At 62.5% G+C, this 16,411-nt stretch carries 15 protein-coding genes; 6 read left to right on the forward strand and 9 right to left on the reverse strand.

The window, feature by feature from the left end; genetic code table 11:
• Window positions 1-104: 104 nt before the first annotated feature.
• The gene (locus tag AC3CBN_RS13475) at window positions 105-1,397 is read right to left on the reverse strand and encodes a porin (RefSeq protein ID WP_488633522.1); all 1,293 of its coding nucleotides are present in this window, start codon (window positions 1,395-1,397) and stop codon (window positions 105-107) included.
• Window positions 1,398-1,693: 296 nt separating this feature from the next.
• On the opposite strand from AC3CBN_RS13475, the gene fabV reads away from it, so the two are divergent.
• Window positions 1,694-2,899, forward strand: coding sequence for an enoyl-ACP reductase FabV (gene fabV / locus AC3CBN_RS13480; protein WP_488633523.1), 1,206 nt, complete (start codon window positions 1,694-1,696; stop codon window positions 2,897-2,899).
• Window positions 2,900-2,945: 46 nt separating this feature from the next.
• On the opposite strand, the gene AC3CBN_RS13485 is transcribed toward fabV, so the two are convergent.
• Together AC3CBN_RS13485 and AC3CBN_RS13490 are read right to left on the reverse strand one after the other, a co-directional pair.
• Window positions 2,946-4,151 carry a cation:proton antiporter gene (locus AC3CBN_RS13485; protein ID WP_488633524.1) on the reverse strand — a complete coding sequence of 402 codons (1,206 nt, stop codon included), beginning with the start codon at window positions 4,149-4,151 and terminating at the stop codon, window positions 2,946-2,948.
• 63 nt (window positions 4,152-4,214) lie between these two features.
• Window positions 4,215-5,690, reverse strand: a complete 1,476-nt coding sequence (locus tag AC3CBN_RS13490) for an MFS transporter (protein WP_488633525.1) — start codon at window positions 5,688-5,690, stop codon at window positions 4,215-4,217.
• Window positions 5,691-5,945: 255 nt separating this feature from the next.
• On the opposite strand from AC3CBN_RS13490, the gene rnk reads away from it, so the two are divergent.
• Window positions 5,946-6,356: a nucleoside diphosphate kinase regulator gene (rnk, locus tag AC3CBN_RS13495; protein WP_488633526.1), complete on the forward strand. Its 411-nt coding sequence runs from the start codon at window positions 5,946-5,948 to the stop codon at window positions 6,354-6,356.
• Between the two features lie 45 nt (window positions 6,357-6,401).
• Here the strand turns inward: rnk and AC3CBN_RS13500 are convergent, their stop codons facing one another.
• Together AC3CBN_RS13500 and AC3CBN_RS13505 are read right to left on the reverse strand one after the other, a co-directional pair.
• The gene (locus tag AC3CBN_RS13500; RefSeq protein ID WP_488633527.1) at window positions 6,402-7,022 is read right to left on the reverse strand and encodes a phosphatase PAP2 family protein; all 621 of its coding nucleotides are present in this window, start codon (window positions 7,020-7,022) and stop codon (window positions 6,402-6,404) included.
• Window positions 7,023-7,137: 115 nt separating this feature from the next.
• Window positions 7,138-7,752, reverse strand: a complete 615-nt coding sequence (locus AC3CBN_RS13505; RefSeq protein ID WP_488633528.1) for a phosphatase PAP2 family protein — start codon at window positions 7,750-7,752, stop codon at window positions 7,138-7,140.
• Between the two features lie 134 nt (window positions 7,753-7,886).
• On the opposite strand from AC3CBN_RS13505, the gene ligA reads away from it, so the two are divergent.
• Genes ligA through gloA2 form a run of 3 tightly spaced genes read left to right on the forward strand, consistent with a single transcriptional unit; the run spans window position 7,887 to window position 11,630 of the window.
• Complete coding sequence (gene ligA, locus AC3CBN_RS13510) at window positions 7,887-10,277, forward strand: NAD-dependent DNA ligase LigA (protein WP_488633529.1); 2,391 nt, start codon at window positions 7,887-7,889, stop codon at window positions 10,275-10,277.
• Entirely contained in the window at window positions 10,274-11,230 is a 957-nt protein-coding gene (epmA, locus tag AC3CBN_RS13515) for an EF-P lysine aminoacylase EpmA (protein ID WP_488633530.1), read from the forward strand. Before ligA ends, epmA begins: the two co-directional genes overlap by 4 nt.
• Window positions 11,231-11,234: 4 nt before the next feature.
• On the forward strand, window positions 11,235-11,630 hold the full coding sequence (gene gloA2 / locus AC3CBN_RS13520; RefSeq protein WP_488633531.1) for an SMU1112c/YaeR family gloxylase I-like metalloprotein: 396 nt from the start codon (window positions 11,235-11,237) through the stop codon (window positions 11,628-11,630).
• Window positions 11,631-11,682: 52 nt separating this feature from the next.
• Here the strand turns inward: gloA2 and aqpZ are convergent, their stop codons facing one another.
• A complete protein-coding gene (aqpZ, locus tag AC3CBN_RS13525) occupies window positions 11,683-12,381 on the reverse strand; it encodes an aquaporin Z (protein ID WP_488633532.1) in 699 nt (232 codons plus the stop codon).
• Between the two features lie 218 nt (window positions 12,382-12,599).
• Here aqpZ and AC3CBN_RS13530 point away from each other — a divergent pair, with 218 nt between their 5' ends.
• Window positions 12,600-13,922 carry an MFS transporter gene (locus AC3CBN_RS13530; protein ID WP_488633533.1) on the forward strand — a complete coding sequence of 441 codons (1,323 nt, stop codon included), beginning with the start codon at window positions 12,600-12,602 and terminating at the stop codon, window positions 13,920-13,922.
• Window positions 13,923-13,993: 71 nt separating this feature from the next.
• On the opposite strand, the gene hflD is transcribed toward AC3CBN_RS13530, so the two are convergent.
• The 3 genes from hflD to AC3CBN_RS13545 are packed head-to-tail and all read right to left on the reverse strand — an operon-like array spanning window position 13,994 to window position 16,258.
• Window positions 13,994-14,617, reverse strand: a complete 624-nt coding sequence (hflD, locus tag AC3CBN_RS13535; RefSeq protein ID WP_488633534.1) for a high frequency lysogenization protein HflD — start codon at window positions 14,615-14,617, stop codon at window positions 13,994-13,996.
• Window positions 14,618-14,627: 10 nt separating this feature from the next.
• Window positions 14,628-15,767, reverse strand: coding sequence for a tRNA 2-thiouridine(34) synthase MnmA (gene mnmA / locus AC3CBN_RS13540; protein WP_488633535.1), 1,140 nt, complete (start codon window positions 15,765-15,767; stop codon window positions 14,628-14,630).
• On the reverse strand, window positions 15,764-16,258 hold the full coding sequence (locus AC3CBN_RS13545) for an NUDIX hydrolase (RefSeq protein ID WP_488633536.1): 495 nt from the start codon (window positions 16,256-16,258) through the stop codon (window positions 15,764-15,766). The genes mnmA and AC3CBN_RS13545 overlap by 4 nt, the downstream gene beginning before the upstream one ends.
• Between the last annotated feature and the right edge of the window lie 153 nt (window positions 16,259-16,411).

Consider the following 16,411-nt stretch of genomic DNA (forward strand, 5'->3'; position numbering starts at 1 on the left):
TCGGGCGCGAACGGGCCCGCCGGATGCAATTGTTGAGAACAATTCTTATTTCGATCGATCCGCATGTCAACCAGTCGATACGCGCACTGGCCGCTGGGATGGTGTCAGAACTGATATTGCAGACGGCCAACTAAAGCCGATGGATGCTTGCCGTCGTACGCGTTGCCAGGTTTGTCCAGGTAGAGCGCATGAACAAGGTTGGCCGACAAGCGTACGGATTTATCCAGGTACCAGTTGATGCCCACCGTGAGGTTGGTTTCCTTGCCGCCAATGATGTCGCGATCGTTGAGATCGGTTTGGCTCAGGCGCAAGGCAACTTCCAGTGCACCGCCACCTCGTCCGTTCCAGGACACTCGGGGAATCACTGGCCCGAAGATGGCGTTGCTTTCGCGGTAGTCGCGACTTTCGCCGGTAAGCATCCAGCTGGCGTAACCGTACCAGCCACGGAAACGCAACGATGGCAGGCCGTCGTCGCGTTGCAGATGGGCCTCCATGTATTCCGCCTGCCACGAGAACGGTCCGCTGACGTGGGCAGCCTCCAGGCCATAACGCTGCACACGGTTTGAGCCCTCAATGCTGCCGGTGTCGAGGAAGTAGGAACTGGATGAGAGCGCCACTTCCGGCGCGGAGTTGAAACGCTGGTCGTTGCCGGGACCGAACCGGCGCATGGAGTAATCGAACGCCAGGTGATACGGACCATTTTCGGTATGCATTACGTAGGCAAGCCGCCCGGTCAGCGCGAGGCCGCGTTGCTGGCGTCCCTCATCCTTGGCGCCGGCCGTGAAAAAGCCGTAGCTCCATATCCACGGGCCATGAAAATTACTTGAGGTCACGCCCACGCTCCGGCTCGGGGCGATCGCGCTGGACGTGGCGCGCTCCAGAAACGTGGTGTTCTTGAAGCTGCCGTATTGCTCAATGCCGAAGGGTTCCTGCTGGTTGCCTATCGTCACGACCCCGAAGTGGTGGGTTTGCTTGCGCAGATAGAGGTCCTTGAATTCGAGACGCTTGTTGACCAGTTCGGCGTCGGCATAGAACAGCCAGTCGCGCCAAAGGTGTTGCTGAAAATTGATGTCGGCGCGGCGCACGCTCAACTGCGTATGACCCAGTCCTTGGCCGGAATAGGCCGCGGCATCCACCATCAGGTAGCCGTGGATTTCGGTATGCACGAGCGGCGTGTCGATGCCGCCCTCCAGGGGGCGCATGAGCGACAAGCGACGAAGCGCCTCGGCACCTGGGTGGTTTTCGTTTTGCTGGGTCGATGCCTCTCGTGTGGCCGATGAGGGCTCCGGTGGCTTGGCCTGCTGGCTGACACAACCCGACGCCACCACACAGGTGATGGCTATCGCGAGCAAGGCCGGTGTGCGCCTCGTCAATGTGCCGTGCCGGTAGTCACCCATGGCTTGCGATCATCCACTGTCCCTATCCATCGACGGCGGATCAGCCTGCCGTCCTCGTCCGACCCCGGCCATTCATAGTGCCGCGATTGTGAAATCACGGTCTGCACGCCAGACCCATTCAGAAGACGAAAAGATCCGATTTGCCAGGCCACGACGCAAACAGCGCAGGTGAGGTGATCCACGGGCGCGGCAGAAGGCGCCGACGGCCACCATGGCTGCCGGCTTCCCTACGGAAGCGCATGGCCCGGCACGCGGGTTAAGATGCCGGTTTGCACCGCCTTCCCAGGAGTCCTCGAGTGATCATCAACCCCAAGGTGCGTGGTTTTATCTGTGTCACGGCCCACCCGGTCGGTTGCGAGCGCAATGTGCTCGAACAGATCGACATCACCAAGGCGCAGGGCGACCTGGGCGAAGGTCCCAAGCGCGTGCTGGTGATCGGCGCTTCCACCGGTTATGGCCTGGCCTCGCGTATCACGGCTGCCTTCGGTTACGGCGCAGCGACGCTGGGCGTGTTCTTCGAGAAGCCTAGCAGCGAGAGCAAGACCGGCACGGCCGGCTGGTACAACTCGGCGGCATTCGACAAGTTCGCCAAGCAGGCGGGCCTGTACGCCGGTTCGATCAACGGCGACGCGTTCTCGAATGAAACGCGCGCGCGCGCCATCGAGATGATCAAGAACGAGATGGGCGGCCAGATCGACCTGGTGGTCTATTCGTTGGCCTCGCCCGTGCGCAAGATGCCGGAGACCGGCGAGCTGGTGCGTTCCTCGCTCAAGACCATCGGTGAAACCTTCACCGCCAACTCGATCGACACCAACCGCGATACGGTAGTGCAGGCGTCCGTGGAGCCGGCCACCGAGCAGGAAATCAAGGACACCGTCACCGTGATGGGTGGCGAGGACTGGAAGCTCTGGATCGACGCGCTGAGCCAGGCCGGCGTGCTGGCCGACCACGCCAAGACCGTTGCCTACAGCTACATCGGTACGGAGATTACCTGGCCGATGTACTGGCACGGCACTCTGGGGCAGGCCAAGCAGCACCTGGACAACACCGCCAAGCAGCTGGTGTCCGGGCATCAGTCCGAGCATCTCGACGCCTACGTGGGCGTGATGAAGTCGGTGGTGACGCAGGCGAGTGCGGCCATCCCCGTGCTGCCGCTCTATATCGCCATCTCCTTCCGCGTCATGAAGGAGAAGGGTATCCACGAAGGCACCATCGAGCAGATCAATCGCCTGTTCCGCGACCGCCTGTACCGCAAGGACCATCAGCCGGTGGAAACCGACGCGGAAGGCCGCGTGCGCCTGGACGACTGGGAGCTGCGCGACGACGTGCAGACGGCCTGCAAGGCACTGTGGTCTACGGTGACCACCGAGAACCTCAGCCAGCTCACCGACTACGCCGGCTACAAGCACGACTTCCTGCGCCTGTTCGGTTTCGGCCGCAAGGACGTGAACTACGAGGAAGACGTCAACACCGATCGCCGTTTCGACGTCGTCGAACTTTGATCGATCGTCCACGGGCACCGCTGTGGTGCCCGTGGAGTCAGCCGTTTCAGCGCAACTCTGGCACTTTGACATCGCCCTTGGCGGCGCCGCTACGGCGCAACAGCCATGCGAGCACTGGCGGCGTCACCATCGCGGTGAGCAGCGACATCGCCACGATGATGGCGTAGATCTGTCCGGTAAATACGCCAACTGACAATCCAAGGCTGGCAATCACCACGCCCACTTCGCCACGCGGCACCATGCCAAAGCCGACCACGGTGGCGCCGCGCACACCCAGCGGCAGTGCGCCAAGAAAGCCGCCGATCAGCTTCGAAGCAATGGCGATCAGCGTGACCACCAGCAGCATCATGCCGGCCTCGGCGTTGGCCAGCTGGTGCAGGTCGATCTTGCTGCCGGTGATGACGAAGAAGAACGGCGTGAGCAGAGCGAGCAGCGGCTGCACCTGTTTCTCCAGCGTGTGTTGCTGGCGCGTCTCCGACGCGATCATGCCCGCCAGGAAGGCGCCGATGATGGCGGCCAACCCAAATAGCGTGGAGATGTAGGCCAGGCCAAGGCACAGGGCAAGCACGATGGCCAGCGCCGAATGCGGATTCTGCGGCTTGTCCAGCCAGCTGGAATTCCAGCGCATCACCCGCGCGCCGCCCACGCCGATCACGGCGATAAAGCCAATCGCGCCGGCCAGCACAGCCAGCAGGTGGATCACGTCGATGCCTTCGCCGCCCTGCAGCGACACCACCACACCCAGCAGCAGCATGGCGAGGATGTCGTCGATGACCGCAGCGCCGAGGATCACCTTGCTCTCGATGCGTTGCAGCGCCCCCAGCTCCTGCAGCACGCGCGCCGTAATGCCGGCCGAGGTCGCCACGAAGGCGGCGGCGATGAACAGCGAACGGCTCCAGTCAAAGCCGTTGCCGTGCGCCCACATGCTGCCCATCACGAACGGCACCACGACGCCCAGCACGCCGACCAGGAAGGCGACCTTGCCGACCTTCTTGAGGTCTTCCAGTCGCGTCTCCAGGCCGACCGAGAAGAGCAGCAGTACCACGCCGACTTCGGACAGTACGTCCAGCGGTGTACCGACAACGACCTGGTCGGGCGTAATCCAGCCCAGCATCGAAGGGCCGACCACGCAGCCTGCGGCGATCTCGCCGACCACGCCGGGAAGCTTCAATCGTTGCGCGATCTCGCTGCCAATCTGCGCGGCGATAAAGACGATGAAAAGCGTGAGCAAAATGTCACTGGCGTGATGCATGCGAAGTAACTTGGCAGCGGAACAATGCCCCGCATGCTACATGTTCGCACCGGATGGCGCTGCTCAGTCCATTGCGCGTGTCGCGCCCGTCGCGCTGTCAGCCCGCAGACGGCTGAATACCCAGCTGGCCGTGGCCGTTATCACGCCCAGCAGCAGCACGGTCCAACGGAATGCGGGGATGTAGTCGTCATGTGCATGACCTTGCAGCAGCGCCTCCATCAGCAGCGAGGCCAGAGCAATGCCAAAGCTCATCGACAGATACTGCGCGGTGGATGCCATGGAAGACGCCTGTGAGGCGTACTTCACATCCAGGTCGTTGTAGACCAGCGTGTTCATGGCGGTGTATTGCATGCCCATGAAGCCGCCATAGACAAACACCATCAACGCAATCACCCACATCGGCGAGCTCTTGCTCAATAGCGCGAACGAAGCGAGCAGCGCGGCCACGATCAACGTGTTCGTGAACAGCAGGCGCCGGTAGCCGAATTTGGTGAGCAGGCGATTGATGCCCCACTTGGCGGTGATCGAACCCAGCGCCTGCGGCACCATCATCAGGCCGGCCATCAGCGGCGACCAGCCGCAGCCCACCTGCAGAAAAAGCACCAACAGCAGAAACATGCCCGATACACCCAGTCGCGTGAACAGGTTGCCCGCCAGCGCCACCCACACACTGCGCACACGCAGCAAATTGAGGTCGGCCACCGGATGCTCGGCGCGACGGCTGTGCCACACGTAAATGCAACCGAACACGATGGACAGCGCACCATAGACGCCGATGCGCGGCCACTGCCCGCCGCCGCCACTGGCCACTTCGGAAGCCGTCAGCAGCATGGCCGAGGCCGCCGCAAACAACAGGAAGCCCATGAAGTCGAACGGGTGCACGTCATCGAGCCGGTAGTCGGGCATGTCGCGCCGGTTCATCCACATGCCGACCATGCCCACCGGTACATTGATCAGGAAGATCAGACGCCAGGAGGTGAACTGCGCAAGCGCTCCGCCCAGCAACGGGCCGAGCACCGAACCGAGCAGGCCTACTGTCGCGACCGTGCTCATGGCCCTGACGAAGTCGCGCTTGTCGATGCTGCGTACCAGCACATAGCGGCCTACTGGCATCAGCGCTGCGCCGCCGAGTCCTTGCAACACGCGCGCCGCAACCAGTTGCGGCAAGGTCTGCGCGATGCCACACAGCAGCGAGCCAATGGTGAAAGTGGCGATGGCTGCGGCAAAGATGCGACGTGTACCGAAGCGGTCGCATAACCACGGACTCGCCGGAATGAAGATGGCCAGCGTCAGCACGTAACTGGTCAGTGCCGTGCGCATGCCTAGCGGCGTGACGCCGAGTGCGTCGGCCATCGCGGGTACTGCGGTGTTTACGATGGTGGAGTCCAGCGCCTGCATGAAAAACGCTGCCGCCACCAACCAGATCAGACCGCGGAACTGTTCTTGCGACGATATCGGGGGCGGCACGGGTACTACCGGTTCTTCGCCCGGGGGCGGAACGGGCAGATTGGCCTCCGTGGCGGCGAGGTTCTCGGGCATGGCCTCTTATGATAGCTGCTGTGACAGCTTGCTTTTGGACATGGCCGCGTCCAAAGTCAGTAGCGTTTCATGTTACCGCCTGCTCGTACGCACCAAATTCACGCGGACAACGCGGACACCAGACCAACGCAGTAGACACCGACCGCATGCGGTCACGCATCACTAGACGCGCCGGGGGCGAAGCCGTCCCGGCGCGTTTTTTTTTATGGTCATAAGCAAGCGGACGCGACAAACGTCCTTGGACAGGAGTCAGCCATGAGCAGCAAACCACCCATCGTCATCTCCCGTCTGGACCTGGAACGCATCGAAGCGCTTCTGGGGCGCATGCCACCCGTGCAGGTGGCGCCATACGGCGGGCTGCGTGCCGAACTGGATCGTGCCGAGGTAGTGGAGCCAGCGGACGTACCGGCGAACGTGGTGACCATGAACTCCGTCGTCACGTTCAAGGACGAAGGCACGAGCGACGAGTTGACGGTGAGCCTGGTTTATCCCGCGGGTGCAGGTATCCCGGGCACGGTGTCGATCCTCGCGCCGGTTGGCAGCGCGCTGATCGGCCTCACGGTGGGCCAGCAGATCGACTGGCCCACGCCGGACGGACGCCAGCGTCACCTGCGTGTACTCGATATCGAGTATCAGCCTGAAGCATCCGGCGACCTGCACCGCTGACTATCGATACGCCCCGGCAGCGGATGGCCGGGGCGGTTGCGTTGCTCAGTCGAAGTGCCGCGCATAGCCGAGGCGAAAGCCGTCAGGCAATACGCTAAGCGTCCAGGGTGATTTGCGGTGCGTGGCCCACAAGCCCATCCCGGTACCGATGGCTGCGCCTACCAGTACATCGCTTTGCCAATGGCCGTGGGTCTTCACGCGTGCCACCGCATCGTAGGCCGGTAGCAGAGTCAGCAGATAGACGGACGGGTGGTCCCCGCCATAGGTAGCAATGAATGGCGTCACTGCGGCGGAGATGGCCGCCACTTCGTTGCTCGGAAAGCTGTGGGCTCCCCAACCCTGGAAAAACTTGTCGGGATCGTCGGTTTGCGAGGGGCGCTCGCGTTGGAAGATCCACTTCATGCTCTGCGTGGTGATCGCCGTCATCACCATCGCGTCAGCCGAGCGCCAGAACGTATCGCCAAGGTGGCTCTGATCGCCAAGCCACAGGGCGCCTCCACCCACGGTGAGTACGCTGCCGTAGAACAGGATGTTCTGATTGCTCCGTTTCCAGATGCCGCTATTGTCGTATCGAACGGTGTGGTCGATGCCGAAAGGACCACCGCTGGCCTGGACTGTGCCGCTTACCACGAGCAGTGCCCAAAAGACCCATTTGAAAATACGCACTTCCTCTTTCCCCCTGTCCGCGAGCAATACGCCGCGGGTCGCAGGAAATTGTAGGGTACGCAGCTTTCCGTCGGCTTATCCGGACATCGGACACGACATGGATGACGCGAGTGCTTCAGTCGAAATGGTGCACGTATCCAACCTGAAAGCCGCCCGGTAGCAGCGAAATGATCCAGGGTGATTCCCGGTGCGTCGCCCAGTAGCCGACACCAACGCCAATCGCGGCGCCAAACAACACGTCGCTTTGCCAGTGGCCATGGGTTTTCACGCGGGCCACGGCATCGTAGGCAGGCAACAGTGCCAGCAGATAGACCGACGGATGATCAGGGCCGTAAGTGATGATAAAAGGCGTGACGGCTGCCGAGATGGTGGCCACTTCACCACTGGGAAAGCTCTGGGCGTGCCAACCCTGGAACCACTTGTTGGGACTGTCCGTTTGCGACGGACGTTCGCGTTGGAAAGTCCACTTCAGCGCCTGGGTGCCTACTGCCGTGACCACCATCGAGTCCACGGAGCGCCAGAAGGTATTGCCCAGCTGGTCCTGGTTGCCGAGCCAGATGGCACCACCGGCAACCGTGAGTATGCTGCCGTAGATGAGGATCTGCTGGTTGCTGCGCTTCCAGATGCCGCTGTCGTCATAGGCCACCAAGTGGTCCATGCCCAGGATACCGCTGCCCGCCCAGGCGGGGCAGCTGGCAAACAGTAACCCCCATACTGCCAATCGCAGCATACGCATAAGCCTGCCCCCTAGAGAGAACCGGCGTCGTTTGTCGTTGGAACGCTACTCCCCCCTTCTTTCGTTCTGCTTAGCAAATCCGAAAAGGCCGCCTATATCGGTAAACTTCGGCGCATGAGGACACCCGCATGAGCAAGAGCCCGAACCACGACTGGCAAGGCCGTGCCGCCGAGCTGCGCGACAGGATCGAGCGCGCCAATTACCGCTACTACGTGTTGGACGATCCGGACATTACCGATCTCGATTACGACCGGATGCTGCGTGAGCTGGAAGCGCTCGAAGAGGCACACCCCGAACTGGCTACACCCGATTCGCCCACCCGCAGGGTAGGAGCGCGCGCAACCGGCGGTTTCGCCGAAGTTCGGCATGCCATCCCGATGCTGTCGCTCAACAATGCCTTCGAGCAGGACGGCGAGGGTGATCGCGAGCGGTTCCGCGAGGTGGCCGATTTCGAACGACGCATCGAGCAGGCGCTGGACCGGCGCACCCCGGTGTTCTCGGTGGAACCCAAGCTCGATGGGCTGGCCATCAGCCTGCGCTACGAAGGTGGCGTGTTCGTGCAGGGCGCTACGCGCGGCGATGGCGAAACCGGCGAGGACGTGACTGCCAATTTGCGCACGGTACGCGCCATTCCCCTGCGGCTGCTCGGTGAAGGTTGGCCAGGCGTGCTGGAAGTGCGCGGCGAAGTGATCATGCTGCGCAAGGATTTTGAGGCGTTCAACGAACACGCACGCACTCATGACGAAAAGACCCTAGCCAATCCGCGTAACGGCGCCGCCGGCTCGTTACGCCAGCTCGATCCCTCCATCACAGCCAAGCGCAAGCTCAGTTTCTTCGCCTACGCGGTGGGCGAGGTGCAGGGTGGCGAACTGCCGGCGACGCACTCCAAAACCCTGGCACAACTGCGTGATTGGGGTTTCCCAGTGTCGTCAGAAGTGGGGACGGCACGCGGTTTTGATGGACTGATCGCCTACTACCGCCGCATCGGCGAGAAGCGCGACGGCCTGCCGTACGACATCGACGGCGTGGTCTACAAGCTCGATGACTACGAAGGCCAGCGTGTGATGGGCTTCGTCTCGCGCGCGCCGCGCTGGGCGATCGCGCACAAGTTCCCGGCGCAGGAACAGACCACCACCGTCGAAGCGATCGAAATCCAGATTGGTCGTACCGGTGCCGCCACGCCCGTGGCGCGCCTGGCACCGGTGCAAGTGGCTGGTGTCACCGTCACCAACGCCACGCTGCACAATGCCGATCAGGTGGCTCGCCTTGACGTGCGCGTGGGCGATACGGTGATCGTGCGTCGCGCCGGCGACGTGATTCCTGAAGTAGTGCGCGTGATAACGGAGCAGCGGCCCGCGCATACGCACCCTTGGCACATGCCTTCGCATTGCCCGGTGTGCGGTTCGGCACTGCTGCGCGAAGAAGGCGAGGCGGCGTGGCGGTGCTCGGGCGGGCTGATCTGCGCGGCCCAGCGCAAGGAGGCCTTGATCCATTTTGCTGCGCGTCGTGCCTTGGACATCGAAGGCGTTGGCGAGCGCTTCGTCGATGCATTGGTGGATTTCGGCTACGTGCACACGCCAGCCGATCTCTACAAACTCACGCTGGATGACTTCCTCGAGATGAAGCGTCGTGCGGATCAGCGCGACGGCACCACGCCAGAAACGGTGAAGCAGGGCAAGGTCGCCACCAAGTGGGCGGAAAACCTGATCGAGGCGATCGAAGCCAGCAAGCACACCACCCTGCCGCGCTTCCTGTTTGGCCTCGGCATCATGCATATCGGCGAGAGTACGGCCAAGACGCTGGCGGCCTGGCTGGGCAACCTGGCGATCATTCGTCGCATGCCTGCCTCGGTGCTGCGTGTGTTGCCGGACATCGGTAACGAAGTAGCCGCATCGATCGCGGGCTTTTTCGCGCAGAAAGGTAACCAGAAAGTAGTCGATGCACTGCTGGCGTCGGGTATCGTGTTTGCGGACGAAACGCATCCGTCGCCCAAGCTTCGTCAGCGTCTTGACCTGTCCGTGCTACTGGACATGGCCGGTATCAACAAGCTCGGACCCAAGAGCACAAAGCTGCTGGCCCAGCACTTTCCCACCCTGGACAAGTTGCTCGCCGCTGGGTCGTCACATTGGGTGACGGCGGGGCTGCCTTCCGCCGCAGCGACCAACCTGGATGCGTTCCTCTCGCACGAAAAGAATCTGCATCCACTGCGCGAGGCGGATGCCGCCATGCACGAGTTGCTGGATGCCATTCCGAAAGCCTCGACCACGGCAACGGCACCACTCGAAGGTCAAACCGTGGTGCTTACCGGCACGTTGTCCTCGCTTAGTCGCGACGAGGCCAAGGAGCGATTGGAGGCACTGGGCGCAAAAGTGGCCGGTTCCGTGTCGAAGAAGACCAGTTTCGTGGTGGCTGGCGAAGCAGCCGGTTCCAAGCTGGACAAGGCGCAGGAACTGGGTGTGGAAGTGTGGGACGAAGCACAGCTACTCGCCTTGCTGACCAAGCACGAGGGCTCGGCATGAGTCTGCACTTGTCTGGCCGCTTGCATTTGCGCGCGCGCCTGTACGCGCTGATTCGCACGTTCTTTGCCGAGCGCGAAGTGCTGGAAGTGGAGACGCCGATCCTGTCCGCAGCGGGCAATACCGACCCGAACATCGAAAGCTTCAACACTTCGTTCAGTGGTCATGTCGATGCCGGTTCGCGCGAACGCTGGATGCGCACCTCACCGGAGTATCCGTTGAAGCGCCTGCTCGCTGCGGGCGTAGGCGACTGTTATGAATTAGGGCGCGTGTTTCGCAATGGCGAGGCAGGCGGGCGACACAATCCCGAGTTCAGCATGCTCGAGTGGTACCGCATCGGCTGGGACCACCACCGGTTGATGGAAGAAACCATCTCACTGGTGGAAACGGCACTGGCGATCGTGGGCCGGCGTGTCGAAGTATGCGTGGGAGGATACCGCCAGTTGTTCATCGACGAACTGGGCATCGATCCGGTGCACGCACCCATCGAAACGCTGCGCGCACCGCTCAATGAATTCGGCATTGATCCCGCAGGCCTCACTCGTGACGACTGGCTGGACCTACTCATCACGCATCGGCTGCAGCCGGCGTTTCCGCGCGATCGCATCACCGTTATCCACGACTACCCGGCCTCGCAGTGCGCGTTGGCCAAGGTGCGCCCGGGCGATCCGCCGCTCGCAGAGCGTTTCGAGCTGTTTCTGGGGCGCTACGAGTTGGCCAATGGTTATAACGAGCTCAACGATTCGGCCGAACAGCGCCATCGATTCGAGCGCGACAACGCGGTGCGACGCGCACGCGGGCAGCGCGAAATTCCTGTCGACGAACGGTTGCTTGACGTGCTCGACGCCATGCCCGATTGCGCTGGCGTAGCGTTGGGTATCGAGCGGCTGCTGATGTGCCTGGTCGGTACCGACGCCATCGCCGACGTGCTCACGTTTCCGTTCTCCGAGGCCTGAGCGCATGACCATTCCGCTGTTGCCGGCCATCCATCATGTTGCGCTGATATGCTCGGATTACACACGCTCCAAGGCCTTCTACAGCGAGACGCTGGGCTTTCGCATCATCCGTGAGGTGTACCGCGCCGAGCGCGACTCGTGGAAGATGGATCTCGAAGTGAGTCCGGGTGTGAGTCTGGAGCTGTTTTCCTTTCCCTCGCCGCCGCCTCGATCGTCGCGACCGGAAGCGCAGGGTCTGCGCCACCTGGCATTCGCGGTGCCGGATATCGATGCGGTGATTGCTACGTTGCAGGAACGTGGTGTGAGGTGTGAGCCGGTTCGTGTCGATGAGTACACCTGTCGGCGCTTTACCTTCTTTGCCGATCCGGATGATTTGCCGATCGAGTTGTACGAGCAATAGCTCTTTCCCTCTCCCCTTTGGGCGACCCGAAGGGGAGAGGAGGTGAAGAACGTCAGTCCCGCGTTTCCAGCAAATGGCGGTAAATCAATCCACCCACGGCACCACCAATCAACGGCACCAGCCAGAACATCCACAGCTGATGGATCGCCCAGCTGCCCTGGAACAGCGCCACGCCAGTGCTGCGGGCTGGGTTTACCGAGGTGGCGGTCACCGGAATGCTGATCAGATGGATCAGCGTCAGAGCCAGGCCAATGGCGAGTGGCGCAAAGCCTGATGGTGCACGCTTGTCGGTGGCACCGTGGATGATGATCAGGAAGAAGGCGGTGAGCACGAACTCGGCCACGATGCAGGCCTGCAGCGAGTAGTTGTCGGGTGAGTGCTCGCCGTACCCGTTGGCGGCAAACCGGATGCTTGGATCGAAACCGGGTTTGCCACTGGCGATCAGGTAGAGCACCGCGCCGGCGGCAATGCCTCCGATGACCTGCGTGATGATGTAGGGCACCACGTCCTTGGCCGGGAAGCGTCCGCCAGCACACAGTCCCAACGTCACGGCGGGATTGAAGTGACCGCCGGAAATATGACCGACCGCATACGCCATCGTCACGACGGTGAGGCCGAATGCGAGTGCGACGCCCGTAAAGTGAATGCCATATTCGGGGAAGGCTGCCGCTAGAACCGCGCTGCCGCAACCGCCAAAGACCAACCAGAACGTACCGAAGAACTCTGCTCCCAAACGCTTGCCCATACTCATGGGGACACTCCTTGCCGGGGTTTTAAGGGAAAGTTCGAACTCGTCCTTGCATGACTTCCACTACGGTCCTGAATCCAGTTTCTGGCCTCGGGCGCATGCCCGAGCGGGGCTAGGCTAGCAAAACCCTACATCGTCATTGGATGAAGGAGGGAGCAGCGCCCCGATGTGTCCTTTGTGTATGCTGCCGCGTCGCCTACATCAAGACTGCAGGATTGCCGATGACGCAAGCTTTCACGTCCACACCACAGGTTGCCTCTGCCCGTACCTTGGGTGGTCGGGACATCAAGACGCTGTTGCTCGCCTCATTGGGCGGTGCGCTGGAGTTCTACGACTTCGTGGTGTTTGTGTTCTTCGCGTTGCCGCTGAGCCATCTGTTCTTTCCGCAGGACACTGCGCCGTGGCTGGCCCAGCTGCAGGTGTATGGCATTTTTGCTGCGGGATATCTGGCCCGTCCGCTGGGCGGCATCGTGATGGCGCACTTTGGCGACCGGCAAGGTCGCAAGCGCATGTTCACGCTGAGCGTATTCCTGATGGCCTTGCCCACATTGGCTATTGGTCTGCTGCCGGTTTACGCCAGCGTCGGTGCGCTGGCGCCGCTGCTGCTGCTGGTGATGCGCGTGGTGCAGGGCGTGGCCATTGGCGGTGAAGTGCCCGGTGCATGGGTGTTCGTCGCCGAACACGCGCCGCGCGGACGTGTCGGCTTCGCCTGCGCCTGCCTCACTTCAGGTTTGACCGTGGGTATTCTGATCGGCTCGCTGACGGCGGCATGGATCAACCACCACCTGACGCCCGAAGAAGTGCTGCGCTGGGGCTGGCGTTTGCCGTTCCTGCTCGGAGGCGCATTTGGCTTCATCGCTGTATGGCTGCGCCGCTGGCTAAGCGAGACGCCGGTGTTTGCGGAGTTGCGCGAGCGCAAGGCACTGAGTCGCGAACTGCCGCTGCGTAACGTGCTGGCTGGCCATCGCAGCGCTGTGATGTTGTCGATGGCAGTGACCTGGATGCTCACTGCCGCGATCCTGGTATTGATCCTGATGTTGCCAAGCCTTGTGCAAAAGTCGTTTGGCATCGCGTCGGACGTGGCCTTCCTTGGCAACAGCCTCGCCGCATTCTGCCTCTGCCTGGGCTGCATCGCCTATGGCTGGCTGGTCGACCGAATCGGTGCGGCCCGCGCGCTGCTGTTCGGTTCGCTGGCGTTGCTGGTGGTTACCTATGCGCTGTTTGGCGACCTGGCGGCGGGCGGTACACACTTTTTGGCGCTGTATGCGCTGACCGGCTTTCTCGTAGGTGCGGTGGGTGTGGTGCCATCGGTGATGGTGGCGGCGTTCCCTGCGCCCATCCGTTACTCGGGCATCTCGTTTGCCTACAACATTGCCTATGCCGTGTTTGGCGCCAGCACCGCGACGCTGATCGGCTATCTCTCGGAACGCGTGGGGCGCATGGCGCCGGCGCACTACGTGGCGATCACGGCAGTGGTCAGCGTGCTGGCGGCGCTATGGTTGCTGACGGCGCGACGCGGCCAGGGTCAGTTGCTGGAGGATTGAGGGCCGATACAGCGTCGAAGTTTTCGCAGGAATGCACCCGGTGCGCGACAAAATCTCGCTAACGCGCACGATCAGGTGTTGCTGAGCGTCGAGCCAGTCAACAGGCCTCGCGCCAGCATGCTGCACTGCTTGCGGTACAGCAGCATCTGCCACTGACGTCCGCCCAGCTGACGCCACAGCACCGCCGCGCGCACAGCAGCCAACAGGTTGGTACGAACTTTCTGCACCACGGCGGGCTGCTGCAGCTGCTGCGGATTGCCGGTGACCATCACCCGTGGCTTGAGCGTTGACAGCGTGCCGGCATACAACTCGGCAAGTCGGCTGACAACTTGCGGGGATTCCGCGCCGAAGTGCTCGACCTGGCGCTGTGCCGCCACGACGCCTTGCTGCAGACGATCGAGCAGATCGGTGCGACGCGCCAGGCTGCGTTCCAGTCGCATCACCGTGAAGGCCATGCGGGTCACGGCCACGTCGCGGTTGCTCTCGTCGAGCAGGGTAATCAGCTGGCGCAGGCCCAGACGTACGGCGGACACGTCGCCGAAAACGCCGACCACTGAAGGCGCATCGATACGAAACACGCTGGCCATGCTGGCGGCCATGGCGGTTTCGTCGCAGCGGCCTTCGTTGGCGAGTTGCTGGGCGAGCGTGGTGGCCTGGAACAGACCGGCCAGGGCCAGCACGCGCTCTTCATTCATGGCAAAGGCTTCAAACACTGGAAAGGGACTCGCTGGAGACAGTGAAGGGCAGGGCATCATTCCAGCCACCGAACGGTGCGTCGGTGCGGTCGATCACGGCGCCGCCGAGGCAGGCCTCGCCGTCGTAGAACACCACCGATTGACCGGGCGTCACAGCACGCTGCGGCTCGTCGAAAACCACTTCGATGCCATCGTCGCGCACGGTGACTTCGCAAGCCTGGTCAGCCTGGCGATAGCGCGTCTTGGCGGTACAACGGAAGCGGGTGGCTGGTGGTTCGCCGGCCACCCAGGTCGGAGACTCGGTATGCAGCCGGTGCGAATACAGCCACTGGTTCTCGCCGCCCTGGGCCACATAAAGCACGTTGTTGGGCACGTCCTTACCCACCACGTACCAGGCCTCGCCACTCGCGCCATGGCGGCCACCGATGCCCAGCCCGTTGCGCTGGCCCAGGGTGTAATACATCACACCCTGGTGCTCTCCCACGGCTTCGCCTTCCGGCGTGCGCATGGGGCCCGGCTGGGCGGGAATGTACTGGGCCAGGAAGCTGCGGAAGTCCCGCTCACCAATGAAGCAGATGCCGGTGGAATCTTTTTTGGCGTGAGTAGGCAGGGCGGCCTCCTGCGCCATCTGGCGCACCCGCGATTTCTCGATCTCGCCGACCGGGAACAACGTGGCCGCCAGCTGCTGCTGGCCTAGCGCGTGCAGGAAGTAGGTCTGGTCCTTGGCCGCATCCACGGCGCGCAACAGGCGGTATTTGCCGTCATGGAAGTCCACCCGGGCGTAATGTCCGGTGGCGATCTTGCTGGCGCCAAGCGCGCGGGCTTCATCCAGGAAGGTCTTGAACTTGATCTCCCGGTTGCACAGCACGTCCGGGTTGGGCGTACGGCCGGCGCGGTATTCGGCCAGGAAGTGTTCGAATACGCCGTCCCAGTATTCGGCGGCAAAATTGCGGGCGTGGAAGGGGATGCCCAACCGTCCGCACACGGCCACGGCGTCCTTGCGGTCTGCATCGGTGGTGCACGGACCGTCGCGGTCGTCCTCCTCCCAGTTCTGCATGAACAGGCCTTCCACGTCATGGCCGGCCTGTTGCAGGAGCAGGGCCGCCACGGAGGAATCCACGCCGCCAGAGATGCCCAGCATCACCTTCACGGGTAACGGTCCTCAACCAGCAGGCTGTGCAGCATGCCCAGCGGGTAGCGCTGTCCGGCCAGCCACGCGTCGATGCTCATGAGTACCAACGGACTGCGCAGGCGGTCGCCAAGCCCCAGAATTTCGTCGCGGGTCAGCCACAGGGCGCGGCGGATCCCGTCGTCCAGGGGGCGTTTGGGGTCATGGCTGAGCGCGCGGGCCGCAAAGCTGAAGCGCACCACGCCATCACCATGCTCAGTGCTGCGCCACTGGTGCACGCCAATCAGGTGTTCCAGTTCCACAGTCCAGCCCGTTTCCTCCAGTGTTTCGCGCACGGCGGCAGAAATTAGGCTTTCCTTGTCATCCAAATGGCCCGCTGGCTGGTTATAGGCAAGGCGGCCGTTCACTTCCTCTTCGACCATGAGGAAACGGTCGCCATCGGCCACGACGCACGCCACTGTGACGTGTGGGCACCAGACGGTATTGGAGGTGATGTAAGCAGAATCGGCCATTGGGACTATATGGCGCCAGTACTGGCACTGGAAAAGACGACATTGTGCCATTACCTGAAGACAACCTGCCTTTGGCGGGCCTCGCGTCCGCCGGCACAGGCTGAGAGTGGGCAGCGGCGGTATACTTTTTCCCAGGAAATCTCACGTAGAACC

This window comes from Dyella sp. OK584, assembly GCF_057787755.1.